Annotated in this window: 26 protein-coding genes and 1 pseudogene; 12 read left to right on the top strand and 15 right to left on the bottom strand. The window is 44.0% G+C overall.

Features of this window, described 5'->3' with window-relative positions; genetic code table 11:
• Nucleotides 1-281: 281 nt before the first annotated feature.
• On the top strand, nucleotides 282-1,112 hold the full coding sequence (locus AAEY72_RS01980; RefSeq protein ID WP_010198359.1) for an ion transporter: 831 nt from the start codon (nucleotides 282-284) through the stop codon (nucleotides 1,110-1,112).
• A gap of 28 nt (nucleotides 1,113-1,140) precedes the next feature.
• Here AAEY72_RS01980 and AAEY72_RS01975 read toward each other — a convergent pair whose 3' ends face one another.
• Nucleotides 1,141-2,448, bottom strand: a complete 1,308-nt coding sequence (locus AAEY72_RS01975) for an ABC1 kinase family protein (RefSeq protein WP_352309255.1) — start codon at nucleotides 2,446-2,448, stop codon at nucleotides 1,141-1,143.
• A gap of 177 nt (nucleotides 2,449-2,625) precedes the next feature.
• Nucleotides 2,626-3,162, bottom strand: a complete 537-nt coding sequence (gene aroQ / locus AAEY72_RS01970; RefSeq protein ID WP_352309254.1) for a type II 3-dehydroquinate dehydratase — start codon at nucleotides 3,160-3,162, stop codon at nucleotides 2,626-2,628.
• A gap of 528 nt (nucleotides 3,163-3,690) precedes the next feature.
• On the opposite strand from aroQ, the gene AAEY72_RS01965 reads away from it, so the two are divergent.
• Together AAEY72_RS01965 and AAEY72_RS01960 are read left to right on the top strand one after the other, a co-directional pair.
• Nucleotides 3,691-3,906 carry a cold-shock protein gene (locus AAEY72_RS01965; RefSeq protein WP_010198374.1) on the top strand — a complete coding sequence of 72 codons (216 nt, stop codon included), beginning with the start codon at nucleotides 3,691-3,693 and terminating at the stop codon, nucleotides 3,904-3,906.
• Between the two features lie 260 nt (nucleotides 3,907-4,166).
• Nucleotides 4,167-5,321, top strand: a complete 1,155-nt coding sequence (locus AAEY72_RS01960; protein ID WP_240215712.1) for a DEAD/DEAH box helicase — start codon at nucleotides 4,167-4,169, stop codon at nucleotides 5,319-5,321.
• A 104-nt stretch (nucleotides 5,322-5,425) separates the two neighbouring features.
• Here the strand turns inward: AAEY72_RS01960 and AAEY72_RS01955 are convergent, their stop codons facing one another.
• From AAEY72_RS01955 to ilvA, 8 genes and pseudogenes are all read right to left on the bottom strand, one after another.
• Nucleotides 5,426-6,379, bottom strand: a complete 954-nt coding sequence (locus AAEY72_RS01955) for a sulfite exporter TauE/SafE family protein (protein ID WP_352309253.1) — start codon at nucleotides 6,377-6,379, stop codon at nucleotides 5,426-5,428.
• 102 nt (nucleotides 6,380-6,481) lie between these two features.
• On the bottom strand, nucleotides 6,482-6,778 hold the full coding sequence (ccoS, locus tag AAEY72_RS01950; protein ID WP_352309251.1) for a cbb3-type cytochrome oxidase assembly protein CcoS: 297 nt from the start codon (nucleotides 6,776-6,778) through the stop codon (nucleotides 6,482-6,484).
• A gap of 150 nt (nucleotides 6,779-6,928) precedes the next feature.
• Nucleotides 6,929-7,657 carry a YdcF family protein gene (locus tag AAEY72_RS01945; protein WP_227500947.1) on the bottom strand — a complete coding sequence of 243 codons (729 nt, stop codon included), beginning with the start codon at nucleotides 7,655-7,657 and terminating at the stop codon, nucleotides 6,929-6,931.
• Nucleotides 7,658-7,691: 34 nt separating this feature from the next.
• Nucleotides 7,692-8,840 carry a UDP-N-acetylmuramate dehydrogenase gene (murB, locus tag AAEY72_RS01940; RefSeq protein ID WP_352309250.1) on the bottom strand — a complete coding sequence of 383 codons (1,149 nt, stop codon included), beginning with the start codon at nucleotides 8,838-8,840 and terminating at the stop codon, nucleotides 7,692-7,694.
• Between the two features lie 93 nt (nucleotides 8,841-8,933).
• Complete coding sequence (locus tag AAEY72_RS01935; RefSeq protein ID WP_352309249.1) at nucleotides 8,934-9,431, bottom strand: low molecular weight protein-tyrosine-phosphatase; 498 nt, start codon at nucleotides 9,429-9,431, stop codon at nucleotides 8,934-8,936.
• A 326-nt stretch (nucleotides 9,432-9,757) separates the two neighbouring features.
• Nucleotides 9,758-10,198, bottom strand: a complete 441-nt coding sequence (locus AAEY72_RS01930) for an RNA-binding S4 domain-containing protein (RefSeq protein WP_352309248.1) — start codon at nucleotides 10,196-10,198, stop codon at nucleotides 9,758-9,760.
• 185 nt (nucleotides 10,199-10,383) lie between these two features.
• Nucleotides 10,384-10,524, bottom strand: a pseudogene (locus AAEY72_RS01925) (excalibur calcium-binding domain-containing protein); the annotation flags it as partial.
• Nucleotides 10,525-10,933: 409 nt separating this feature from the next.
• Entirely contained in the window at nucleotides 10,934-12,487 is a 1,554-nt protein-coding gene (gene ilvA, locus AAEY72_RS01920; protein ID WP_352309247.1) for a threonine ammonia-lyase, biosynthetic, read from the bottom strand.
• A 122-nt stretch (nucleotides 12,488-12,609) separates the two neighbouring features.
• Here ilvA and AAEY72_RS01915 point away from each other — a divergent pair, with 122 nt between their 5' ends.
• From AAEY72_RS01915 to rpiA, 5 genes are all read left to right on the top strand, one after another.
• Nucleotides 12,610-13,041, top strand: a complete 432-nt coding sequence (locus tag AAEY72_RS01915) for an ArsR/SmtB family transcription factor (RefSeq protein WP_439293279.1) — start codon at nucleotides 12,610-12,612, stop codon at nucleotides 13,039-13,041.
• Between the two features lie 53 nt (nucleotides 13,042-13,094).
• Entirely contained in the window at nucleotides 13,095-13,496 is a 402-nt protein-coding gene (gene arsC / locus AAEY72_RS01910; protein ID WP_352309246.1) for an arsenate reductase (glutaredoxin), read from the top strand.
• Entirely contained in the window at nucleotides 13,489-14,247 is a 759-nt protein-coding gene (gene arsH / locus AAEY72_RS01905; RefSeq protein WP_352309245.1) for an arsenical resistance protein ArsH, read from the top strand. The genes arsC and arsH overlap by 8 nt, the downstream gene beginning before the upstream one ends.
• Nucleotides 14,248-14,422: 175 nt before the next feature.
• Entirely contained in the window at nucleotides 14,423-15,733 is a 1,311-nt protein-coding gene (locus AAEY72_RS01900) for an arsenic transporter (RefSeq protein WP_352309244.1), read from the top strand.
• A gap of 140 nt (nucleotides 15,734-15,873) precedes the next feature.
• Complete coding sequence (gene rpiA, locus AAEY72_RS01895) at nucleotides 15,874-16,533, top strand: ribose-5-phosphate isomerase RpiA (RefSeq protein WP_352309243.1); 660 nt, start codon at nucleotides 15,874-15,876, stop codon at nucleotides 16,531-16,533.
• Nucleotides 16,534-16,649: 116 nt separating this feature from the next.
• On the opposite strand, the gene argF is transcribed toward rpiA, so the two are convergent.
• From argF to dnaB, 3 genes are all read right to left on the bottom strand, one after another.
• Nucleotides 16,650-17,567 carry an ornithine carbamoyltransferase gene (gene argF / locus AAEY72_RS01890; RefSeq protein ID WP_010198425.1) on the bottom strand — a complete coding sequence of 306 codons (918 nt, stop codon included), beginning with the start codon at nucleotides 17,565-17,567 and terminating at the stop codon, nucleotides 16,650-16,652.
• Between the two features lie 214 nt (nucleotides 17,568-17,781).
• Complete coding sequence (alr, locus tag AAEY72_RS01885) at nucleotides 17,782-18,888, bottom strand: alanine racemase (protein ID WP_352309241.1); 1,107 nt, start codon at nucleotides 18,886-18,888, stop codon at nucleotides 17,782-17,784.
• Nucleotides 18,889-19,038: 150 nt separating this feature from the next.
• On the bottom strand, nucleotides 19,039-20,442 hold the full coding sequence (gene dnaB / locus AAEY72_RS01880) for a replicative DNA helicase (protein ID WP_010198448.1): 1,404 nt from the start codon (nucleotides 20,440-20,442) through the stop codon (nucleotides 19,039-19,041).
• A 334-nt stretch (nucleotides 20,443-20,776) separates the two neighbouring features.
• Between dnaB and pdxA the strand changes: the two genes are divergently transcribed.
• Entirely contained in the window at nucleotides 20,777-21,865 is a 1,089-nt protein-coding gene (gene pdxA, locus AAEY72_RS01875) for a 4-hydroxythreonine-4-phosphate dehydrogenase PdxA (RefSeq protein WP_352309240.1), read from the top strand.
• 339 nt (nucleotides 21,866-22,204) lie between these two features.
• Nucleotides 22,205-22,594 (top strand): DUF6122 family protein, encoded by a 390-nt coding sequence (locus AAEY72_RS01870; RefSeq protein WP_352309239.1) that lies wholly within the window; start codon nucleotides 22,205-22,207, stop codon nucleotides 22,592-22,594.
• A 223-nt stretch (nucleotides 22,595-22,817) separates the two neighbouring features.
• Here AAEY72_RS01870 and AAEY72_RS01865 read toward each other — a convergent pair whose 3' ends face one another.
• Together AAEY72_RS01865 and AAEY72_RS01860 are read right to left on the bottom strand one after the other, a co-directional pair.
• Nucleotides 22,818-23,441, bottom strand: coding sequence for a transmembrane anchor protein (locus tag AAEY72_RS01865; protein WP_352309238.1), 624 nt, complete (start codon nucleotides 23,439-23,441; stop codon nucleotides 22,818-22,820).
• Between the two features lie 16 nt (nucleotides 23,442-23,457).
• On the bottom strand, nucleotides 23,458-24,198 hold the full coding sequence (locus tag AAEY72_RS01860; RefSeq protein ID WP_352309237.1) for a HupE/UreJ family protein: 741 nt from the start codon (nucleotides 24,196-24,198) through the stop codon (nucleotides 23,458-23,460).
• Nucleotides 24,199-24,411: 213 nt separating this feature from the next.
• On the opposite strand from AAEY72_RS01860, the gene AAEY72_RS01855 reads away from it, so the two are divergent.
• Both AAEY72_RS01855 and AAEY72_RS01850 read left to right on the top strand, forming a co-directional pair.
• Nucleotides 24,412-24,690: a metal-sensing transcriptional repressor gene (locus AAEY72_RS01855; RefSeq protein WP_189581756.1), complete on the top strand. Its 279-nt coding sequence runs from the start codon at nucleotides 24,412-24,414 to the stop codon at nucleotides 24,688-24,690.
• A 30-nt stretch (nucleotides 24,691-24,720) separates the two neighbouring features.
• Nucleotides 24,721-26,043, top strand: a complete 1,323-nt coding sequence (locus AAEY72_RS01850) for an MFS transporter (RefSeq protein WP_189581759.1) — start codon at nucleotides 24,721-24,723, stop codon at nucleotides 26,041-26,043.
• The last annotated feature ends 135 nt before the right edge of the window (nucleotides 26,044-26,178 follow it).

The following is a 26,178-nucleotide window of genomic DNA, read 5'->3' as shown; positions in this document are numbered from 1 at the left end:
GCTATTTTTATTATATGATTGACCTGTTTTTCTAAGGTAATTGGCTTACTTACAAGTTAACAATTTGTATGTCGTTCGCAGTGCTTTTTTGCTACACTATTATTCTTTGTATTATGGCTACCTATATAACTGTCTATCAAACCTGATAATAGCTATTGGTACTCATAAGCTGTCGCGTATTATAAACCACTTTTGCGCATTTTGACCAATCTTAGCTTGTTCCTGCTAGCCTAAATCGTTCGGTTTTTTAAAACCATTGATCTTGTGACTCTATTGACTCTATGAAGCAACCAAATAACGAAGCTATTACTCACTTGCGTAACCGCATTCATATCATTGTCGAAGGCACAGATACCCGTATGGGTAAGCTTTTCGATGTCGTATTATTGATAGCGATTTTGACCAGTGTTGGTGTTGTGATGCTGGATAGTGTGTTATATATGCGTTTGCAATATGGTACGCTGTTTTTTTATGCGGAATGGTTTTTTACCATTTTATTTACCATTGAGTATGCGTTACGCTGGTTTTCAGCACCCAATCGTTTTCGTTATGCCTTTAGTTTTTTTGGGATAGTAGATTTATTATCCGTTTTACCCAGTTATTTAAGTCTATTGTTCGTGGGCGTACAGTACTTATTGGTCATACGTATTTTACGTATTTTGCGTATATTTCGCGTACTTAAGCTTAAAGCCTATATGCAACAAGCGGGCTTCTTGGCCTCTGCACTTAGAACCAGTCAGCAAAAAATCACCGTGTTTTTCTTATCACTGGTTTTATTGGTAACGATTTTTGGCTCGATTATTTATGTGGTAGAAGGTCCCGAAAACGGCTTTACCAGTATTCCGCTTTCTATCTATTGGGCGGTCGTTACCATGACCACGGTCGGTTATGGTGATATGTCACCTAAAACACCGTTAGGTCAAGCAATTGCTAGCATGGTCATGATTACGGGTTATTCGATCATTGCGGTACCAACGGGTATTTTTACCTCTGAGCTGGCTCGGAATATGCGCCCACAACTTAATCCGATCACTTGTCCGAATTGCGGAAAATTTGGGCATGCAGTTAGTGCCACTTTTTGTGATCGCTGCGGCCATGCATTGCACGTGTAATGCACACTCGTTTTTCTAATTAGGTCAACTAATTGTAATTGGTTATATATTGAGCGACCAGCGGTGACAGATCGATCTCGACACACAAATTGACCAAGTTCCAATATTGTCCTGATACGGTGCGATCCAGCATCATCGTCGTGGCTGAAGGTTGAAATTGCCCAAAGTATTTTAATGAGGTGCGCATTTGGCTGATTGCTTCGTGATGAACTTGGCTGCTGCCAAAATCAAAAGCCCCTTCTTGATAAGGTGAAATGGAGAGCGGCTTCATCCCAATAGCCAGCCACTTTTCATAGAATTCACCTGGCACATTTTTGTCATCCTCACGGCGAATATCAAGAGCGATTAAGTCTTGCTCGAGTGCGGTGACATCACCTTTGACAGCATGCTGCGCAAAGCGGCGAAACAATTGAACCTCACTATGGCTATAGCTGCGAATGCCGCCAAAGTCGTAAGCCACGACACTGCCGTCATGACGAAACGCAAAGTTACCGGGGTGGGGATCACAGTGCATGCGGTATAAGCCAAACAGTTGGCCGGCAGTAAAATGAAATAGACGTTCCGCGATTTTCTGTTTAATCTCATTATCCCACGTTGCGGCGACTGTCAACGTTTCACCCATCTCTTCCGTCAATGTTAAAATTCGCCTAGTAGAATGGCTATTGACGACTTTAGGGATAATAAGCCCTTCGTCCTCAGCATGAAAAGCACCAAAGACCTGTAGGTTGTGGGCTTCTTTGACGTAGTCCAATTCATCGTGCAAGCTTTGGCGAATCTCGTTAAAGAGTTGCTCTTGTAATTGCTTGCTCATGTTTAGAACGCCAGCGATTTTCAGTGCCATGCGGACTTGCTTGAGATCGCTATCACAGTTTTCATCCACGTCGGGGTACTGTACTTTGACGACGACTTTTTGCCCAGAAGGTAAAATAGCCTTGTGCACTTGTCCAATGGAAGCCGCGGCAAATGGTGTTTCTTCAAACATGGTAAATAGCTGATCGACAGGGGCTTCGAGCTCACGTTCGATTTGTGCCCGTATTTGCGCATAGGGCATGGGCGGTGCATCTTTTTGCAACTTCTCTAAAGCGGTCGCCACTTCAGGGGGAAACACGTCTTTATACTGTGAGGCGATTTGTCCCACTTTCATCACCGCACCTTTCATCTCACCAAGCGTTTCGGCTATTTGAATACCCACATCTTGCATCAATTCTGAGCGTGCCTGCAGACGTTTTTCTTCGTCACTTGAGAGGTGCCTTAATGAGTTTTTAGCTGCTTTTCCAGCAATACTGGCTGTCATACCAGCCAGTTTCATAAAGCGTTTTCCGGACGATTTTGCCATTCATATCACCATGCAGGGGTTTATTTATCAAACCATAATTTTATTATTTTGAGTAAGCAATTGCTGTTTGACTCGTGTGCTAAAGATAAGGTTGTCTTGCGCGAATGAGTTTTTTCTTTCTGTATGACTTTCTCAATATATTTGAGCAACTTTACTATAAATATCCACTATAAAGCATTAATCGGTCAGGTTTATCGCATACATATTAGTCAGCCAATAATCCAATGCCATCTGATAGCCCCTATGTCCTAAGCCACAAATGACGCCTGTTGCAATATCGCTTAAATAAGAATGCTGCCGAAAGGCTTCACGGGCGTGCACATTAGACAGATGCACCTCGATAAAGGGTTTTTGTGTGGCCAATAATGCATCGCGTAGGGCAACCGAAGTGTGAGTGAATGCAGCAGGATTGATAATGATGGCGTCTACTTGTGCCGCTCTATCTGCCAGCAATCCGTGATGCTGAATATCATCAACGAGCTTACCTTCGTGATTTGATTGTATGCAAATCAGCTTAACACCATAATTGGCCGCGCGGTCAATTAAGTGCTGCTCAATATCAGCCAGCGTCATATGACCATAAATATCCGGCTCACGCTTGCCCAGTAAATTGAGATTGATCCCATTAACCAATAATAATTTATGGGTTAACATTATTTCTGTTGATTGACTAGCAGGTTCTAATGTCACTGCTGACTGAGAAGAGGTCGTCATAATGCTCTCTATCGATATTGGATGGTATGGATAATTGATAAGTTATTAATCAGTAGTAGGGTTAAAAAATCAAGATCAGTAGTAGGGTTAAAAAATCAAGAAATGACGCGCTAAAACCAATCTTATTTCATTATGATAACAGCTTGCCAGTAAGGTTATAAAAAAATTACATGAAAAATCAATCTAAGTTTTAAAAACCATACTAAAAGTCTTTATGTTGCTAAAAACCCGTGCTATGATATTTTTTAAGCAATCTATATTACGAATTTGTTACTAGTACTCTAATATCATCAACGCGAGCTTATATATAAGCTGTCTAACGTAAGTTATAGGGAATATAAAAGCTATTTTGGTATTAGTAAAAGGTAATGGCGAAACACTGCAATCTACAGGGTTCAGCTAAGTATATATTCAGACGATAGTGTTTAACGTAGTAAGGTTTAATTCTGATTTCACAATCTTAGACCCCGTTTATATGCAATGTTGCAAAGGAATTTGGGGCTAAGCGACTTTTTTAGGAAGTAAATTATGTCAGCTCGTGAGCAAGGTATCGTAAAGTGGTTTAATGACTCAAAAGGCTTTGGTTTCATTCAACGTGATAGCGGAGAAGATATTTTTGTCCATTTTCGTGCGATCCAAGGTGATGGTTATCGCTCTCTAAAAGATGGCGAAAAAGTTGAATTCAGCGTTGTCGAAGGTGATAAAGGCCTTCAAGCTGAAGAAGTCAGAAAAACAGAAGAGTAGTCGAGACAGTCATTAGCGCAGTTTAGTTGCAATGTCTGGATAAACTACTGATATACTACTGAGTCAAGCCCGTCTTATCTTACCTATGTTGATTTTAATTCATCATTATGGGTGAGGGTAGGCATCGGGTTTGGCTTTTTTTATGCTTACCAATGCATGATTTTTATCGTTATTGGTAGCGATATACAGCGAGGCTAAGGCTTAGCATAAGCTTGTCACTGATTGAAAAATACAAGCAATTCATACAAAAGGATGATTTTTTGAGTAACTTCACAACGTTTACTGATTTACCACTCTCTGCACCGACCTTACGCGCGGTAAGTGATTTAGGTTTTACTGAATTGACCCCTATTCAAGCGCAGATATTACCGCACACCTTGGCAAATCAAGATGCTATCGGACAGGCACAAACTGGTACTGGTAAGACGGCAACGTTTTTGTTAACTATTATGGAAGCATTACTCAAGCGTCCTTTTACCAATGATGAAGAGCGCTATTTAGGTGAACCACGTGCAGTGGTCATGGCACCGACCCGTGAGCTTGCACAGCAGATATTTGACGATTGTATTGCTCTGACCAAATATACTTCGCTACACAGTGTTTGTATTATGGGTGGCACAAATTATGAAACCCAGCAGCACGAGCTTGACCGTCAATATGTTGATATTTTAGTGGCGACACCTGGTCGTCTGATTGATCTGGCCAATAAAGGCATGGTCTATTTGGATCGAGTAGAAGTGCTGGTACTAGATGAAGCAGATCGCATGCTGGATATGGGTTTTATTCCAGATATCAAGCGCTTGGTCGGTCGGATGCCTTCTAACACCGATCGCCAAAGTTTATTATTCTCTGCCACTTTCAACCAAGATGTGATGAACTTAGCGTATCGTTGGTTACATGAGCCGCAATTTGTCGAAATTGAGCCTGAGCATAAAACCAGTGAATTGGTCGATCAACACTTTTATCTATTAACAGAAGATCAAAAATTAGAAGCTTTGCAGCGTATTATCAGTGATGCCGCTGTCGATAAAGTCATTGTCTTTGCCAATCGCAAAGACCAAGTGAAGCGTCTCTATCACAAGTTGCGTCAAGGACATAAAATTGTGATGTTGTCAGGCGATGTCATTCAGCAAAAACGCGAAAAATACTTGCAGCGTTTTAAAGATGGTCATGCTTCTATCTTGGTCGCCACCGATGTCGCAGGGCGTGGTATTCATGTGGATGATATTAGCCACGTGGTCAATTATACCTTACCTGATCAGCCAGATGACTACGTACACCGCATTGGTCGTACGGGCCGTGCTGGACAGACTGGTATCAGTATTAGTTTCGTTAGCGAAGATGATGCTTTTAACTTGCCTGCATTAGAGAAGCACTTAGATACCAAGTTTACGCTTGAGCAATGGCAGGAGTAGTTGACCTAACTTAGGCTTTATCTTGATAGCTTTGTATGAATGAAAAAAGCCTTTAACGTCATGATTGATGTTAAGGGCTTTTTTTGATTATGACTTTTGATTCTTTATTCAGCAGATTCTATCATCGCTTCATGATGATTTTGCATGTCTGCTTCGCTGGTCATACTGTCCATATCGTGCATGCTATGATTCATGGTGTCATCCATAGGGGGTGTCATATCATGATTCATTTGGCTCATATCATGATGGGCATTGGTATCTGCATCAGTCGTCGTCGCAGAATGGCTGCCATGATTCATCGATCCATCCATGGGCATGTCCATCATTTGTGAATCATTCATTTGCATATGATCGCCATGCATATTGGACATATCATGCCCACCATGCATATTTGCCATGACTAAGGGCACGACAATGACGGCCATACCTGACACTATCATCAGTGCGCCATTAATCTGGCGTAGACGAAAGCGTCCAATCTTGTCGCGTAGCCAGCCAACGGTTTCGTGTGTCGCAACCAGCATTGGTACTGTGCCCAGACCAAAGACGAACATCAATGCTGCACCGCTTAATGGGTCATGGGCAACCACTGCAATCAGTAGAGCACCGTAAACCAAACCGCAAGGCAAAAACCCCCACAACAGACCAGCGGCTAATGCTCGTGGAAAGGTGTTTAAAGGAAACACTTTTTGACGCAGTGGACTGAGATACTGCCAAAAACGCATGCCATAGCGCTCAAGTTTGGTCAAAAATGGCGCGCCAAGCATGGTCACACCAACAAAAACCAGCACAAGACCTAATAAGATACGCGGCATATTATTGCCTCGCATCAATGGCTCTAATACTGTCGTACCAATCAGACCTGCGACTAAACCCAATAGCGCGTAGCTGCTAAGACGCCCTAAATGATAAGTGGCTACAAGAGCGCGGCGTTTGGCGGGGCTAACGTCTTTCATCGATAGACCAAACGCTGTCACCAGACCCCCGCACATACCCAAGCAATGCGGTGAACCAAAAAATCCCATTAGTAATGCCGCAACGAGTAAAGCTGTGGTCATGGGGTACTTCTCCTAAAAATGGCGAAAGGTGAGCCTACTTTTATAGTTGGTCACTGAAAAAAAATGAACAGCAAGGCGTGCAAAGGCAAAATGTTTTTAAAGCTATGTTTTGGGTGTGTTATCAATATCAGCAGGCGCAATCGCCGTGATATCAGTATGAGCTGATTGGTCATTGACAGCATCATCCACCGGGATGGTACTGTCAATTTGCGTACTTAGTGCTGACGGCTCATGAGCTTGCATGGTTTGTCGACGTTCTTGACGATCATCTAATATAATGCGTTGTGAAGCATTGTCTAAGTCTTCAAATTGGTTTGATTTGACCGCATAACGCACTGCCCAGATGGCGACCACAAACAGCATTAAACTTAGTGGAATTAATAAAAATATACTGAGCATGGCAAACCTCTTGAATAGCAGTTTCTGACATTATAATACACTTGTCATCAGTGTAATGGATGACTTGTAGAGGTAAAAGTGATGGAGCGAATCATTGGAAAATAAATATAAGGCACGGAAATCAACCATGGCATGAACCAATTACTGACGTTATTGCACAGGCGTTTTTGCGGCATTACCTCTGGGTGTCAATAGCTGTTCGGACGTCACGTCATTCGCATGGCGACAGTCTATCTGCGGACGTATCACATCTCGCAAGTAGGCCGCGATTTCGTAAACGGCGCGCCGTGAGTGACTCAGGTTTTGTGCTGGTTTCATCCAATCACGCCTGACAGGTAATGGTGCCTCGATGGGCGTGCTATTGATACCATTTAGAGCAAATTGTCTGCGGGCACGTGCCATATGGTAGCCATCAGTAATGAGATAAACATGATGTAGCGGAATGCGCTTAGCCGTAAAGCGGGCATTTTCGCACGTATTCATACTGGCGTTTTCGCTTATCAGACCATCAATGCCATGCTCGATGAGCCATTGACCGAGCCAAGGTGCTTCGGCACCACTGAGAACAATAGGCAAGGGTAAATCATGATAAGCAGTGGCAGCGGTACGAGCACGATTGAGACTGTAGTTATTGAGGATAATTTGGTTATTGTGATCGTTGGTTAGACCACCACCCAGCACCACATAAGCGGTAGGTGGAGAACTCTTTGCGACCGATGGCATGCTGGGCAATGGCAAAAGCATAAATACATAAACGACCGCTTGCGAAAATAGCGGGGTGAATAAGCTAATGAGCACTAAAATGACAGAGGTTGAGCCGAGCAAAAAGGTGACGTTAATGATGCGAAACAGCTTCACCATACGTTCGGCTGATCGCAAATAGTATCGCCATAATCGCTTAGATAATAGCCGCTTAGACCACATGCTCATCATACCCAATGGAGCCGTCTGCATTTATCCAAACAGGCTCACGCGATAACTGAATGGCAAATTTTTCATATACGGTAGCAGCGATATAGCGCTGAGCTGTCGCGACATCATCTTGGGTTGCTCGATAAGGGGTGTGATTGGTCAGCACCAGTGCTTGCTGCTGATGGGTGACAATAGGGGCGATACCGCCACCTTTTAAACCAGCCTGTTCAATCAACCAACCAGCAGCAACCTTTACCATTGCCTCGGGCATAGGGTAGCCAACGATAGCAGGATAAGTCTGTTGTAGGGCAGTAAACTGTGCTTGAGGAATAATAGGATTCTGAAAAAAACTGCCACAATTAGGCAGCTGCTTAGGATCAGGGAGTTTTTGCTGACGAATATCGATGATGGCTTGCATGACGTCAGCGGGAGTGGGTTGCTCACGATGTTGCTGTTCAGCATAGCGCTGCGCCACTGTGTACACATCGCCATAATTAGCTAGGATTCTACTGGCATCGGTATGCAATCTAAAGCCAACGCGGCTGATCAACCATGTATTAGGCGTGTGCTTAAAAATACTATCGCGATAACCAAATTGGCAGTCTGTTAGCGATAGACGATGCCACGTTTGAGTTGGTAAATGATAAGCACGGACGTATTGTAAACAGTCCTCTAGTTGGACACCGTAAGCGCCGATGTTTTGTACTGGTGCTGCACCCGTTAGACCAGGTATCAGTGCCAGATTTTCTAATCCATACCAGCCTTGCTCAACAGTATGAATCACTAAATCATGCCAGTTCTCACCCGCCATCACTTCAATATCGACGTAGCTATCTGTCTCTGCCACTAGGCTGATACCGCGCATCTGTGGCTGTAATACCGTCGCCGTTAACTGCGCGGGCAATAACACGTTGCTACCGCCAGATAAGACGAATAACGATGGCTTATGCTCAGAATTATTGATATAGCTTGTCATAAAACTGTCTAGCTGCGCCTCATCTGTCAAGGTCACGACAGCGTCAGCGACACAGGCCAACGCCATGGTATTGCCATGCGACAAATCGACCGACTGCGCACTGAATAAGTCAATCGGTAACTCAGTTGATACAAGGTGTTGGTCGCGGGATTCAAGATGCACAGCTGAGGTCATAACATAGCCTATGGGGCAAATAAACAAAAAATGATGCGGTGTTTATTATAAAGGATACAGTCTATAAAAGTAGCATAAATATGGACGGTATTGCTAGCAAGTCTTCCAACTTTCGATCCAAGCCTGTGCGCTTGACTCAATCCGTTCAATCACTTCTTCAAAGGCATCGCTATCGCCTTTATAAGGGTCTGGCACGTCATCGCCGCCATAAGTAGGGTCTTCTTCACTGAATAACGCCAACTTTGCTAAATTGTCATCTGGATCCGAGAGACTGTCTTTAATGGCTTGTAGGTCGGCTAAATTTTGCGTGTCCATTGCCAGTATTAACTCAAAGTTACGAAAGTCATCAGCACTTACTTGGCGGGCAACCAGTTTGTTGATTTTGTAACCGTATGCTTTTGCATGGCGCTGTGCACGCTCATCTGGCGCATGACCAATATGCCAGTCGCCAGTGCCTGCTGAATCTACCTTGATCGATAAGCCTGCAATCGCCGCTTGCTGACGAAAAACTTCCTCAGCAGTTGGTGACCGGCAAATATTCCCTAAACAAACCAATAATACGGACGATGGGGTACAAGTTTTCATCAGCATAATATGACCTTTTCTTACAACAAAAAAAACATGCCATAAAAAACCGGCATTGATGATGCGGTTTATGAGCATGCTATCTAGTAGATAAATAAGTAATCAGCGTAACGCTTAATACCTTGAATGGCAAGGGTAGAAGCTAAACAATAGGGTCACGCAAGTGATTATCTCTAAAAGCTGCTCAGCTTTTAGAGATAGAATGATTTATTAACGTTAGTATAGTCGGTTCAATTTGAAAGTGGTACAAGGCAACCGAATGCAAAGGTATAGGTTATACTTCAAGCGAGGTCAACGCTGTCACACTTTTATAGTGGATTTGACTATAGCTGTCAGTCTTGTTTGTTCTTAAAGCGTTGTATGTCGCGTCGCTCTTTCTTATTGGGTTTGTTATCAGGGCGGGCAAGGTTGGCAAGTTTGCGCTGCTCAGCATGATAAGCACGGCGCTCTTCGCTCTCCTCAGTCTCTGAATACAATACTTGCGCGGCAACTGCATTACCACGTTGCGCTGTTAGCGATTCGACAATGACGGTTTTTTCAGTCATGGCAGTGGCTGAGCCTTGGCGAATACTCAATTCATCTCCAACGGCAATCTCTTTGCTGGTCTTTACACGACTACCTGCATAATGTACCCGTCCGCTCTCGATGGCTTCTTTGGCAAGGGTACGGGTGCGATAAAAACGCGCTGACCATAACCATTTATCAAGACGCATACGCACAGCATCAGGTTGGCTATGGCTGGGTTGATTGTGGTTTTTATTGCGTTTACTCATCAAAACCTCATAGATATCAATAAAGTAAGATAATAATGGTGCTTTTTTTGCCAATTGAAAGAGCAGAAAGCTATTAAAATATGTAAAAGTAGATTTTCATCGCCAATAGTGCTGAGCATGGAAGCTTCGACTTAGCCATTGATGGAACATGCATAGCAGTCTCTCAATTTATGCTTTATATAAAATCATTTACACCATTGTTTCTCACAGGGTATGCCATCATGGTTACCATCCATTTTTGTGTTGGGGCAGTGGTTGGAGAAGTAAGTTGCTTCTGCACAGGATGTCATTTGGGAACAATGTTTTCTACCGTCACACGAAAAGCTTGCCACGGTTGTTTGTGACGCTAATACTGGATTTACCACTGAGACTGATGGTGAAGTTGCCTCTAAATCGACATAGGTTGGTGGTATATCATCGAAGTCAGTAGATGTGAAAGCACCATTAGCAGGACGGTCAGCCATAACTTCAGTGGTAGGAGTGTTCGTGGCGTCTTTAGGTTGAAGCAACTTATAACCCACAAGTGCTAAAACGAGCAATATAACGGTTATTAATATTTTCTTAATCATCGCTCAGTACCTGTTTATAACCGCTACATTGTTTGATAACCACTACATTACAATCACTACAAGTTAATGATTTCTACAAACGAACAACCTCTACGAATGCATTAATGGCCATTTTTTGATGCATTAAAAAACGGCCATGCTAGAGAATGGCTTATCGCTATTCTGTTTATTTCAAAAACAGTTGATAGCCGATATTGTCGGTAATAGTCGTACAGTCATAGCCGATATCAAGTAGGGCGTCTTGTAATAAACGTGAATTACTTTCAGAGGCTTGTAGACCAACCAATACACGGCCTTCAGCAGCACCATGATTGCGGTAATGGAACAAGGTAATATTAAAATCATCGCCCAGCTTTTCTAAGAAAGTAAGCAACGCCCCAGGACGTTCAGGAAAAGCAATCTTTAACAGTTGCTCATTTTCGACATGTGCGTGACCACCAATCAAATGACGGATATGTGATTTGGCGATATCATCATCGGTTAGGTCATGCGCGGTATAACCATCGTCTGCCAACTGATTGCTGATGGTTTTGCGTTCTTTATCCCCTTCTTTTAGGGCGATTCCGACGAATATGGCTGCAGGCTCCATCGAGTCTGGTGATTTTTTGCTATCGGCACGGTAGTTAAACTCGGTGATATTACGACCATGTAGGCTACGGCAGAAGTTTAAGAATGCCCCAGTCTGCTCAGGAATTGTCACGCCAAAGATGGCTTCTTTTTTCTCACCTATCTCAGTACGCTCAGCGATGTAGCGCAGACGGTCAAAGTTCATATTGGCACCGCAGATGATGCTTACGCAGTTTTTGCCTTGTAGATTATGAGCTTCGATATATTTTTTCATGCCCGCAACGGGTAACGCGCCAGCAGGCTCAACGATGCTACGGTTTTCTTCAAAGATGTCTTTGACCGCCGCACAGACTTCATCATTGGTACAAGTAACGACCTCAGGCTCGACCAAAGGCCCTGAGTTATCACTTTTTTGCATACGGACGATATTAAAAGGCAATTCACCAATTTGCGCGACCGCCACACCATCGACGAACAGTCCTACTTGCTCAAGTTTTACGCGTTCGCCAGTCTCTAACGCCGCTTTTAGGCAGGCCGATTGTTCTGCTTCTACAGCGATGACTTTAACGTGCGGCGCCACTTCACCTAGGAAGGCTGCGACACCTGAGATGAGACCACCACCGCCAACCGCGACGAAGACGTAATCCATATTACGCCACTGTTGGGTCAGCTCAAGTCCAATGGTACCTTGTCCGGCGATAACCAGCTCATCATCGTAAGGTGGAATGAAGGTTAAGCCTTCACGCTCAGCACGATCAATCGCATAGCGGTTGGCTTGGTCAAAGCTATCACCATGTAAGTCGACATTCCCGCCAAGCGCTCTCACCGCATCCACTTTGATATCGGGTGTGGTGGTCGGCATGACAATGATGTTGTTAAGCGATAATTTGCGCGCAGAGTAGGCAACCCCTTGTGCATGGTTGCCCGCTGAAGCACAAATGACACCGCGTGCTTTTTGCTCATCGCTCAATTGGCTGATGCGGTTATAAGCACCGCGCAATTTAAAGGATTTGACCGGTTGTAAATCTTCGCGTTTAAAACGAATATCATTAGCAAAACGTTGGGTCAGCTTGGGTGCCGCTTCTAGTGGCGTTTGAATAGCAACGTCATAAACGGTGGCTTGCAAGATGGCTCGTACCCAGTGTGACAGCATAATGATTCCTAAAAAAGTGAATATAAAAACGAAATAGATTAGCCTATGCTGATTTTAACTATCTTGCAAGACACAATTGCAGTTTTTGCATGATTTAAAATTTTGATGAAAGATGAAGTTGGTTGTCTATAAATATTTTATTAAAAAACATTGAATTATTTCCATATGTCTATATTATTGGACATATGGAAATAACCAATGCTATCGCAAGCTTTGCTGCGCTCTCTCAAGATACTCGTCTTAAGGCTTTTAGGTTGCTTGTTAGTCAAGAGCCTGAAGGTCTGCCTGCGGGTGAAATAGCCCGTCAATTGTCAGTGCCCCATAACACCATGTCAGCGCATCTATCGGTGCTGGCACGAGCGGGGTGGGTGGTCTCTCAACGTCACAGCCGACAGATAATCTATCGCGCCTCATTGTCGCATATGGAAGCTGTTGTGCAGTTTTTATTGCAAGATTGTTGTGCAGGACATCCAGAATTATGCGCATCGCTTATGAGCAGTTTAAACGGATGTGAAAGTGATATATCTGACAATAAAGACAGTCATTTAAACTAATACCAAGCCAAACCCACTTAATAAATTACATTGATAAAATAGGTGAAATTGCTATGACATCCTTAATTTTTCACAATCCAAAATGCGGTACTTCTCGTAATACGTTAGCCATTATGAAGGCATCTGGTGAGCATCCAGAAGTCGTGGAATACTTAAAAACCCCACCAGCCCGTGAATACTTAGTAGAGCTGTTGGCAAAGATGAATATCTCCCCAAGAAAGTTATTACGAAGTAAGGAAGCCATTAATGATGAGTTGGGATTAGATAATCCTGAGCTATCTGATGATCAGATTATCGATGCCATGATTGCGCATCCTATTTTAATCAACCGTCCTATTGTGCTCACCAATAAGGGCGCAGCGCTATGCCGACCATCCGAGCGAGTGTTTGAATTATTAGACAATCCAGTCAGTAGCTTTACTAAAGAAGATGGAGAGTTTCTACATCATGGTTAAGGTTAATATAGGGCAACCTGACGTAGATGACTTGTCTAATCTAAGTGACTTGCCCAATATTGATTCACTCAATATACAACCTATTGATATTGAGTCATTAGTTAGTACAAACGACCCACGACACCCACCCAAGATATTGGTGCTATACGGTTCGCTACGTGAGCGCTCTTTTTCTAGACTGGCGGCTGAAGAGGCTAGCCGTTTACTGCGTTGGTATGGCTGTGAGGTGCGGATTTTTAATCCATCGGGTTTGCCATTGCCTGACGATGCTGATAGCGACCATTCAAAAGTACAAGAGTTACGCGAGCTGGCGCAGTGGTCAGAAGGCATGCTGTGGGTCAGTCCAGAACGTCATGGCAGCATTACTAGTATTATGAAAGCGCAAATCGATTGGATTCCATTGTCATTGGGTGGCGTACGTCCGACCCAAGGTAAGACCTTAGCCGTAATGCAAGTCAGCGGTGGCAGCCAAAGCTTTAATACGGTCAATCAATTGCGTATCCTTGGGCGTTGGATGCGGATGATTACTATCCCGAATCAATCGTCTATCCCTAAGGCCTTTTTAGAATTTAATGATGATAATCGTATGGATAAGTCGCCCTTATATCTGCGTCTTGTGGATGTCTGCGAAGAGTTGGTGAAGTTCACTTGGCTCACTCGTGGGCGTTCAGCCTATCTGACTGATCGCTATTCAGAACGGGTTGAAAACGCTGAAGCAGTGTCGCAACGTGTCAATCAAAAATCGATCTAATCTCTTATATAGTCAAAACACCCTAAAAACGCTACGGCACTGCTGATATCAATTTTTCTTGCTTGCTGTGCCTGCGCAGACAGAGGCTACAAAAAATTGATATCAGTAGTGCATGATGTATCGATATTACTTTTCACTGACTATACAATAAATACGCTGTAAATAAGGTTGCTCCATGCTCGCACTCATTATTTTTATCGTGACTTTGGTTTTGGTGATATGGCAGCCCAAAGGATTGGGCATTGGTTGGAGCGCAATGGGCGGTGCATTGATCGCCTTGGCTTTCGGCGTGGTGCAGTTATCCGATGTCGGGGTGGTATGGGACATCGTTTGGGATGCGACTTTTACCTTTGTGGCGCTTATTATTATCTCGCTTATCTTAGATAAAGCAGGATTTTTTGGTTGGGCGGCTCTACATGTGGCCAGACTTGGTAATGGGCAAGGACGCTTGTTGTTTCCCATGATTGTAATATTGGGTGCGTTCATTTCAGCTTTTTTTGCCAATGATGGTGCGGCATTATTATTGACACCGATTGTCATTGCTATCTTGCTACGTCTTAAGTTCTCACCGCCATCCGCTTTGGCTTTTATCATTGCGACAGGCTTCATTGCTGATACCGCCAGCCTGCCTTTAATTACGTCTAATTTGGTCAATATCGTCAGCGCCAACTATTTTGATATTGGCTTTGGACGTTATGCGGCGGTCATGGTGCCGGTAAACATCGTCTCTGTCATCGCGACATTAGCAGTGCTATGGGTTGTATATGCTCGTCAAATCCCAAAACACTATGCCATTGCCAATCTTAGTGCGCCAATGTCTGCTATCGAAGATCCGTTAGTTTTTAGAGCGGCTTTTCCGCTATTGGCATTGTTACTGGTTGCTTATTTTGCAACGGAATCCTTGGGATTGCCTATTTCACTCGTCACCGGAGTCGCCGCGCTACTGCTAATGGCTATCGCAGGTCGCTGGTGGCAAGGTGGTCAAGGTGCTGTCATTTCTGTGTCTGACATTGTACGTAAAGCGCCTTGGCAGATCGTGTTGTTTTCAATCGGTATGTATTTGGTGGTTTATGGTTTGGGTAATGCAGGGTTAACCGCTTATGGTGCTCACGTTTTAACTTGGTTAGGGCAGCAAGGCAATCTCATAGCAACATTAGGGACTGGGTTTCTTTCCGCCATTGTGGCTTCAGTCATGAACAATATGCCATCTACTCTCGTAGGCGCATTAGCGATTGATAGCGCGCAAGTACCTGCCGCTACTCGTGAGCTGATGATTTATGCCAATGTGATTGGCAATGATTTGGGTCCAAAATTTACGCCTATTGGAAGTCTGGCAACCTTATTGTGGCTGCATGTATTGGCAGAAAAAGATTATAAAATAAGCTGGGGGCAGTATATGAAAATCGGGCTAATTATTACACCGCCAGTATTATTAGCCACGCTGCTAGCCTTGGTATTTTGGTTGCCACATTTATCTCGATTGTAAAAGATTGACGTGATATCTTGCTATCAGAACCGGCTATACGCTGACATCCATTAAAGTCATCGGTTATAATAGCCGCGCATTTTACCTCTTTTGCCATTTACTTTTTTGAAACGATACGTTTATTTTACCAAGGATTTATGATGAGTGATCAGCAAGCACAGAAGCAAGCCGCCGCCAAAGCAGCGCTAAGCTATATCGAAGACGGTATGATACTTGGGGTAGGCACAGGCAGTACGGTCAACTGTTTGATTGAGCTCTTGCCGCAGTTAAAGCTTGCTGGCGCGGTTGCCAGCTCACAAGTGACTGAAGATAAGCTTCGTGCGCTTGGCATTGAAATAGTCGATTTGAACTTTGCTGGTACGCTAGATGTTTATATTGATGGTGCTGATGAAGTCAATGAACACTTGCAATTGATCAAAGGTGGCGGCGGGGCACTCACGCGTGAAAAAATCGTGGCAGCTGCCTCTAATAAATTTATATGTATGGTCGATGAGAGTAAGAGTGTCGAAATACTAGGCCGCGCGTTCCCAGTACCGATCGAAGTATTACCACAAGCACGCTCGTATGTGGCGCGGCAGCTAGCTCGTCTGGGCGGTGATCCTGTTTACCGTGATGATTTTGTCACCGATTATGGCAATGTGATTTTAGATACGTATGACTTAGATGTGAGCAATCCAATAGCGCTTGAGAAAGAGTTGAATAATATCGTTGGTGTGGTCTGTAATGGTATCTTTGCCGCCAACCAAGCCGATGTGTTGTTAAAAGCAGGTAGTGATGGGGTAATCACACTTACTCGTTAAAATTTCTTGATCATAATGTACCGAATTGATAGCAAAAAACAAAAAGGCAAATCACATCTACAGTGATTTGCCTTTTTGTTTTTTGCTCGTTGATAAATAGCTTATCGCTATATTTCTTAAATTTTGATCTTATCTTTTAGCAAAAACTCCATCAATGCCTTTTGGGCATGTAAGCGGTTTTCGGCTTCGTCCCAAACGACAGAGCGGGGATCATTTAGCATATCATGGGAAATCTCTTCGCCACGATGGGCTGGCAAGCAGTGCATAAACACCACTTCAGGATCAGCTTTGTCTAATAGAGAAGGTGTTACTTGATAAGGCGCGAAACGACGCGCGCGCGTGTTTTGCTCTGACTCTTGCCCCATACTTGCCCACACGTCGGTGACGATTAAATTGGCGTCTTTTGCCGCATCTTGCACGTTTTCTACTAGACTGACGCAATGCGAGAAGCGCTCCATGAGCTTTGGATCAGGCTCAAATCCATAAGGCGCAGCCACACGTAATTCAAAGCCAAACTGATTGGCAGCTTGCATAAATGATGAGCACATATTGTTGCCATCACCGACCCATGTCACGATTTTGTTTTCGATACTGCCGCGATGCTCATAGTAGGTCTGCATATCTGCCAGTAATTGGCAGGGATGATAATCATCGGTCAACGCATTGATAATAGGTACACTTGAGTATTCAGCAAAAGTCTCAACTTTTTCGTGCCCAAAGGTACGAATCATGATGATATCAACCATGCTAGAGATCACACGTGCTGAATCTTCTAATGGCTCACCGCGACCGAGCTGTGTGTCGTTCGGTGATAAAAATATAGCATTGCCACCAAATTGACCCATGCCAGTCTCAAACGAGATGCGGGTACGAGTCGATGACTTTTCAAATATCATGCCAAGCGTACGACCCACAAAAGGCTGATATATCTCGCCTGCGTGTTGCATCTTACGCAGCTCGCTTGCGCGTTTGATTAGGTTTTCTAGTTCTTGTTTGGTTAAATCAGATAAGGTCAAAAAATGGCGCAAACTCATAGTAATCCTAGCAGTCGATCGCAGTCAGTGAAACGTCATCAGTGTTCAATAGCATCGCGTCAGTGCGTGTTAAGTGCGTATACTGGGTTGACAACAAACTTTTAGTATAGCGTATTTACTTTCAATGTAAACGGGCAATTTTATCAAGATTCAATGGCTCACCAAATGCGTTAAACAGAGTGGTTAGCCGTTAAATCCTGATAGGTTTCGATGACTACGCCAGTACACGGTTTGGACGTATGCTGAGGCGGCACAGTAGCTCGTAGCTAATCGTGCCCGCATGTCCTGCGACTTCATCGACGCGCGGCGCATCGCCCCAAAGAACCACTTTACTATCTATACCAAGACTCTCGGGTGCGCTACTGATATCAACGACTATCATATCCATTGCCACACGCCCAATCACAGGACAACGGTGGCTTTGATTGCTGCTAGCATCGATGACGGTGACATAAGCGTCGCCTGTGACCACACGCGGATAGCCATCTCCATAGCCTACACTCACTAAGGCCGTTCTGGTATCTTGCTGAGCTTGCCAGCGACTACCGTAGCCGATAGCATCATTGGCACTGACAGTCTGTAGCGCAATGATTTGAGCACTAAAATCCATCGCTGCTTGCAAGTTTAATTCCTGTGCGCTTTGGTCAGTAACAGGTGAGCTACCATATAAGATGATGCCTGGACGTACCCAATCATAATGGTGCTCTGGAAAATTAACGATACCAGCAGAATTGCATAATGAGCCTTTGATATCTGAGCTAATAGTACTTTGTAAAGTCGATAATACGTCTGAGAAACGCTGAATTTGCATCGCATTTAATGGGTGGTCGTGGTCATCAGCATTGGCAAAATGCGTGGCTAGTATCAGCTGATAGCCTGCTTCATGTAAACGCTGGGCTGCTGATAATACGCCTTCAGCATTGAAACCCAAACGGTTCATACCCGTATTGTATTTAAGCCAAGCCACTCTAGTTGCACTGCCAGTTGGCGGAATGTTTTGCAGGGCCCATTCTAGCTGTGGTCTGTGGTGAATCACGCAGCTAATCTCATGATCAATCGCTTGTTGCCATTCATCGGCGGTAAACGCACCTTCTACCAATCCTATGGTTTTATCCCACCCCAATTTTCTGGCTTCTAGCGCTTCAGTTAAGGTGGCGACACCGATGCCATCTGCTTGCTGTAATGCTGGCAGGACTGCTGCCACGCCGTGCCCGTAAGCGTTGGATTTGACCATCGCCAGAACTTTAGACTGCGGTGCTCGTTGTTTTACTTGATTGAGGTTATGGGTAATGGCTTTTGGTTTTATAGTAATGGTGCGCATAATCGCCTTCTTTATGAGTAGAATTATGAAGTTATAAAGCCAGTACGGCATCAATTGGCTAATGCAGCACTGGCTATTTTCTGAAAAATTATTTGTTAATTGATGATCGAGCCTCTACGTCTTTATCAAACTTAAACTTTATAAGATTGGTTATTCATCATTCTCAAAGCTGGCGTTTTGATAGTACTCGGGCGTTAAGTTAATAAAGCGGGTAAATTGACCCTCAAAGCCTAACCGTAGCGTACCGATAGGGCCGTTACGTTGTTTACCGATGATAATTTCAGCCACACCTTTGTGGTCTGAGTTTTCATTATAGACCTCATCACGATAGATAAACATAATCAAATCGGCATCCTGCTCAATCGCACCCGATTCACGCAAATCCGACATGATAGGACGTTTGTTAGGGCGGTTTTCTAGACTGCGGTTAAGCTGCGATAACGCAATGACGGGACATTCAAGCTCACGTGCCAATGCTTTTAAACTACGAGAAATTTCTGAGATTTCTCCTACACGGTTGCCATCAAGATTGGGTACTTTCATTAACTGTAGGTAATCGACCACGATAGCACCAAGCTTGCCATCGTGGTTTTTGGCGATACGGCGACAGCGTGAGCGCATCTCAGACGGTGGCAGAGCGGTACTATCATCAATATAAAGGTGCTTTGATTGGAGATGTTGAATGGCGTTCATCATTTTTGCCCATTCGTCTTCATTCATTTGTCCCGAACGCAAGTGTGTCTGATTAATCGCACCCCACGACGACAGCAAGCGCATGACGATAGACTCTGCGGGCATCTCCATCGAAAACACTACAACCGGTAAATCTTCGTTAAATAAAATCCCCTCTGCCAAGTTCATGGCAAAGGTGGTTTTACCCATAGAAGGACGAGCGGCGACAATGATCAAATCGCCTGCTTGCAGCCCCTGCGTTTTATTGTTCAACTCAGCGAATGGCGTCTGCAACCCAATCATGCCGTCGGGATTGGATTTAAGCTCTTGAATTTTGTCGATGACATTGGTCAGCACGGAGGTGATGCCCACAGGGCCACGTTGTTCGGCACGTTTATTGTGCTGCTCATTGATACTAAATATTTTGCCCTCGACACTGTCCAAAATATCACTAACACTTTGGCTTTTAGGATTATAGGCAAGCGCTAGCATCTCATTGCCAGTAGTGATCAGTTGGCGTAGAGTAGATAGCTCACGTACACGCTGAGCGTAAGCGGTGAGGTTAAATAAAGTGGCGGGACTTTGGCTCAAAATATCTGCTAAGTAACTGTCACCACCTGCACCTTTGAGTAATTTCTGCGCTTCTAGCCAGTCGTGTACCATGACCGTATCATAAGGTTCATTGACGGCTGCCAAATGGGCAATGGCATCAAAAATATATTGATGTCGTCCAGCGTAGAAGTCATCTTTTGTGACGATATCCGCAATTTTATCGTACGCCTCTTCGATACTCATCAAAGACGCAAGCAAAGCCTTTTCAATATCGATATTGTGCGGCGGAGTTTGATTGAGTAAGTCGTCGGTTTTTTCAGTATCTGCCATGAGTGCCTAATGAGTTAAAAATCGGTATAAGAATGTGGGTTGGTCATGTAGCAAAACAAGTCAGGCATACTCTATGGTAAAAATACCAGAATATAAGAAGTTCTAAAACGCAAAAAGTAATAAAAGGCGGTCTTGCGCTTGCTTGTAAATGCTACAATCAGAGGCGAAAGTTTAACACATTATGTGCTTTTTTTAGACGAGATAAATAACTAAATCCGTAGCTATAGAAATTCCTAGACTGTGAAATAGAATATAACGCCCAGATACAGAATATGATAAGTTCAATTATAAATAGAATAAAATCAATTACTTAATTTGAAATAAGGTCATTGTTATGACGAATAAAAGACTGCCGCTGCTTATTACAACAGGTGAGCCTGCTGGTATTGGTATGGACGTCGTACTGCTATTAGCGGCTGAAGGTAAGTTGCAAGATTTTGAACGTCCCATTTGGGTTACGGCAGATAGCACCGCTATGCAAAAGCGCGCAGATACACTTGTAATGGCAGGCGTACTCGAAAGCTATCCAGCTTGGCAAACGATGGATGCAAATATAGAAGCTGATGATTTTTTAAGTCAACTACCACAGCAAACTGTGAACAGCGATAGTGCTTTTATTCTGCTGAATACGCCTTGTGCTGCGCCAGTCGTTCATGGACAAATTAATATCAGTAATTCAGCGATGGTCGCCACGCAATTAGCGGTTGCCCACCAGTTGGCAACCAACAAAGCAGTTGCTGCTATCGTCACAGGACCATTGCAAAAATCTGCCTTAATAGATGCTGGTATAAAATTGCTCGATGGCACGATGTTTAGCGGTCATACTGAGTTTTTTATGCAGCAAAGTGGCTGTGAGAAAGTCGTCATGATGCTTGCTAATCAAGCCATGAAAGTGGCGCTCGTCACCACGCATCTGGCACTAAAAGATATTCCTGCCGCCATCACTGCTGATAATGTCCGCCAAACGGTACAAATCGTTATCGATGATATGCGAGAGAAGTTTGGCTTAATGCAGCCACGCATTTTGGTTTGTGGTCTTAATCCACATGCAGGCGAGGGCGGACATTTGGGTGTCGAAGAGATCGAGATTATCAATCCAGTGTTAAATGAGTTTATCGGTGCAGGAGTAGATATATCAGAGGCGATGCCAGCGGATACGTTATTTACCCCTAGACATTTAGCAAACTGTGATGCAGTGATTGCTATGTATCATGACCAAGGGTTGCCGGTGCTAAAATCGCATGGTTTTGGTGATACGGTTAATCTTACCTTAGGATTGCCTTATATTCGTACCTCGGTCGATCATGGTACGGCGCTTGATTTAGCAGGACGTGGTGGTGCAAGTGCTACCAGCTTATACCAAGCATTATTGATGGCAAAGGAGATGGCCGATAAATCGCTTATTAATAGACCTCTTGTATAAAACTGGTGCCTGAGCGAGAGTTGTCACGCAGTATTGGGTCACTTTAGTGTCAGCAATGCCTATTTATTTATGAATCATCGCATCATCAAAAACACTCTGATATAAGTGGTTCCATTATACCAGTCTGTTTTAAGTGGTCTGTTAATACGTCTGAGGGGTGAAATAGCTGGTTCCGCTGGGGTATACTCTAACAGGACTAGCTGTTTTCTGGACAGGTACGATAAAGAGGAAGTGAGTGTATGATGAATATATTTCATACGCATTCGGAAGGCGAAAAATGCCTTATGTTTTATCTGAGATTGATGTGCCACTGCAAACTATCTTGAGCTGGAAAAAACGATGATTCAAACCGTTATCCATTATTTTCTACATTTCGGTATGCCGTTGATTATCGCCTATACATTTTTTCGTAATGACTATAAACGCGTATATTTGATCTTGTTAGCAACTATGCTAGTGGATCTAGATCACCTACTAGCTACGCCTATTTTCTCGCCCAATCGATGCAGTATTAACTTTCATCCACTCCATACTTATTATGCGATGGCAGTATATGCAGCTATGTTGTTTTTACCTAAGCCGTATAAAATAATTGGTTTGGGATTATTACTACATACGCTGACTGATTTAAACGACTGCGTAATGACCTATCTGAACTGTCCGCAGTGTTTGAGCGACGCTCCTGCTCGTGAGCTGGTGGAATGGTTAGTCAGAGCTACAAGCGCTTGATGCAGCTATAAGAATATCGTCTAGTATTTATCCTACCAATCAACTCTCTCATAACTTCTAGTAGTAGCAGCATCTATGCCCTTGCTATCCAATTTTAAATAAACCTAGCAGCAGACCTAATGTGTTCTACCACTAGAATTTATTTAGAGTGTTACTACACGTTTGATAAAACAATTCAGTTTCTAAGCAGGCAGCAGTAAGATCGCATTAACCACTACTGTTTTCACATCGTTTTAATACTGCTGTAATCGCCACGGGTACGCAGAATAACTTCAACATCTGAATCACCACGATTGCGCCAGAACCAGCCATGATTACCTGTAAAAGCGGCTTCTAAAACCCCTTCATCAGCGGCAACTTCGCGACCTTTCTCATAACTAATAGCCTTGCCTAATGCATCGCCATGAGTATCAAAGTTGACCTCACCGCCTGTCACGACCCAAGAGTATTCAGCCTTGCCACCTGAAGCCATTTTCATCTTAATCTCCAATCCTTCCCCTGGCGTCAAGGTAAAGGGAGTTTCATCGCGCCATTCACCACTTGCGATGGCAGTATCAGAAAGTGTGGCACTCACTGCTTGCTCAGTCACATTATCTATATTCGGTGTTTCAGCCACTAGTAAACCCGCTGCATCGGCGGCAGCTTCATCTGCCAATTGTTGCTTAACTTGTCCCATTTCTGTCAATTGAAGAACACTACCAATCCCAGTTGGATCAATACCATACTCAGCGGGAAGAACCACCGTAAATAAGAGAACGACTGCTGCGATGCCAGCTAAAATAGTAGATTTGACGAGCTGCTTTGAAGTGGGAAGTTCAGCTTGTAAAGGAGTATCACTGTTATACATATTAAAAACCCTTGAATTAAGAAGACATTAAATAGCCAGTGAGCTGCATGCCCACTAAAATAAATCCTGCGCTCATCATAGCCACGTTGGCGGTATAGGCGTTACGGATGAAACTTAGCGTACGACGCCAATAGCTCATGCCAATTAATATGATGGCTAGAGCCAGTAGCTGCCCAATTTCCACACCGACGTTAAAGGCGAGTAAGTTAGGGAGTAGACCGTCAGGCGACATCTCATATTCAAGGAGCTTAGTAGATAACCCAAAGCCGTGGAAAAGACCAAAGACAAGCACCGCTATTTTAGTATTTGGCTGAAACCCAAACCATCTCTGGAAGGCACCAATATTGTCTAACGCTTTGTAAACGACAGAGAGACCAATAATCGCATCGATCAGGTAACTATTCATACCGATGTTGAAGTACACGCCTAAAATCATCGTGGCGGAGTGACCTAATGCAAATAGGCTCACATAGATACCAATATGCTTCATACGGTAAAGAAAGAAGATGACCCCGAAGAGAAACAGGATATGGTCATATCCCGTAATCATGTGCTTAGCGCCTAAGTACATGAAGGGCAGAATATTGACTCCTGAAATCTCCTGAATATACCCTTTATCCCCTGCGGTTACCGCATGAGCAAGTGCTTCATTGCTACCAGTAACAAGACAAATAAGCAGTATTGAGAGTACTAACAGACGGGTCTGCCAAGTCGCCCATGGCGATCTTGGAAGCCTATTGTAGACATGGCTATACATTAAGAATCCTATAGTGTAAGAGTGATGAATACGTGTATGTGCTTTTTAGAAATATGTGCTTTTTAGAAAAAACTCTAAAATTATGAAAATTTTAAATGCAAATCGAATACTTAAGGAGTAAGATACTATCCCCTAGGGGGGGATAATGTCAACCATAAAATCTCAAGTCTTGTGAGGTATAATGGCGCTCTCTAGAGAAAGGACACTGTCATTATGAAAAAACCACACGTACACGCATCTCATCCAGCCGTAATCACACGCCTCAAAAAAGCGAATGGTCATTTAAGCAGCACGATAGAGATGTTGGTTGAGGGTCGAACCTGTCTTGATATAGCGCAGCAACTGCAAGCGGTAGAAAATGCCATTCATCAAGCTAAAAAAGTGTTAATTCAAGACCATTTAGATCATTGCCTTGAAGACTTATTAGGGGCTGTTGACAAAGATCAGCAGGACTCTATAGAGGAGTTCAAGGAAATAACTCGTTACTTATAAGATCAACCGACTGATCTAAAGAGACACTCCATGCTTAGTATCTTTGCAAACCGAACTTATCGCCATTTATTTGCCGCGCAAGTGATTGCCCTGATTGGTACTGGTCTAGCTACGGTGGCGCTAGGCCTTTTGGCATTTGATTTGGCAGGCAATAATGCTGGGGTCGTCATGGGAACGGCATTGGCCATCAAAATGATTGCCTATGTTGGCGTGGCACCCATTGCAGCGGCCTTTGCCGAACGGTTGCCTAAACGCACGCTGCTAGTGACACTAGATGTGATACGAGCCGGTGTCGCCCTGCTTTTACCATTTGTTTCCCAAATCTGGGAGGTTTATGTGTTGATCTTTGTATTGCAAGCCGCCTCAGCAGCTTTCACGCCTACTTTTCAGGCCACTATTCCTGATGTTCTGCCTAATGAAGCGGATTACACCAAAGCTTTGTCGCTCTCACGCCTTGCTTACGATATGGAAAGTCTAGTCAGTCCCATGTTAGCGGCAGCATTGCTGACAGTAATGAGCTTTCACAATCTATTTACGGGAACAGTACTGGGATTTTTAGCGTCTGCCATATTGGTCGTATCGGTCACGCTACCAGCGCATGCAATGCCCGCGCGCCGTAGCATTTATGATAGAACCACGCGCGGCATTCGTATCTATTTAGCGACCCCTCGACTGCGCGGATTACTCGCTGTTAATGTTGCCGTTTCTGCCGCTGCGTCTATGGTCTTTGTAAATACCGTGGTGATTATCCAAGGTGGTATGGGACTCACTCAGAGTGCAGTCGCATTAGCATTGGCGAGCTTTGGCGCAGGTTCTATGATTGCGGCACTGGCTTTGCCAAGTTTATTGGGTAAGCTGACAGATCGCAGCGTCATGTTAAGCGGTGTAGGGTTGCTTGTGGTGGGTATGTTCGCTGGTACCTTGATGATGGGACAAAACTCGCTTATGGCCTTATGGTTCGTGCTAGGTTTGGGTTATTCTGCTGCTCTGACACCTGCTGGACGCTTGCTATGGCGATCCTCACATCAGGAAGATCGTCCTGCATTGTTTGCTGCTCAGTTTGCTTTGTCTCACGTCAGTTGGTTAGTGTTCTATCCATTAGCGGGTTGGTTAGGTGCGCGCTACAGTATGACCGTAGCTTTTGCGGTATTAGGCGGTGCTGCTGCACTAGCGGTATGGGCGGCTTTTAGAGTATGGCCGTCTATTGATTTAAAAGAGATTGAGCACGAACATGCCAATCTACCAGAAGGTCATGTTCATGCTACAGGATCTCCTACACCTAACGGCTTACGCCATACCCATCCTTTCATAGTTGATGACTATCATCCGCGTTGGCCAAGCTCTGGTTCTTGATATAGATCCTGTACATGGGGGTTCGCTATTTTATAATAAAAAGTACACTGCTATGTACACTGAGCTACTATAAATGACTTTGACTACTGATATAAATAGCCTACAGCCTAGTGTTCAAGTCCTCACTAGGGAACC

It is taken from the genome of Psychrobacter sp. W2-37-MNA-CIBAN-0211 (genome assembly GCF_040309405.1).
GTDB classification, from domain to species: Bacteria; Pseudomonadota; Gammaproteobacteria; order Pseudomonadales; family Moraxellaceae; genus Psychrobacter; species Psychrobacter glaciei.
The sequence above is the reverse complement of the archived record's forward strand: the minus strand, read 5'-3'. Positions and strand labels throughout refer to the sequence as shown.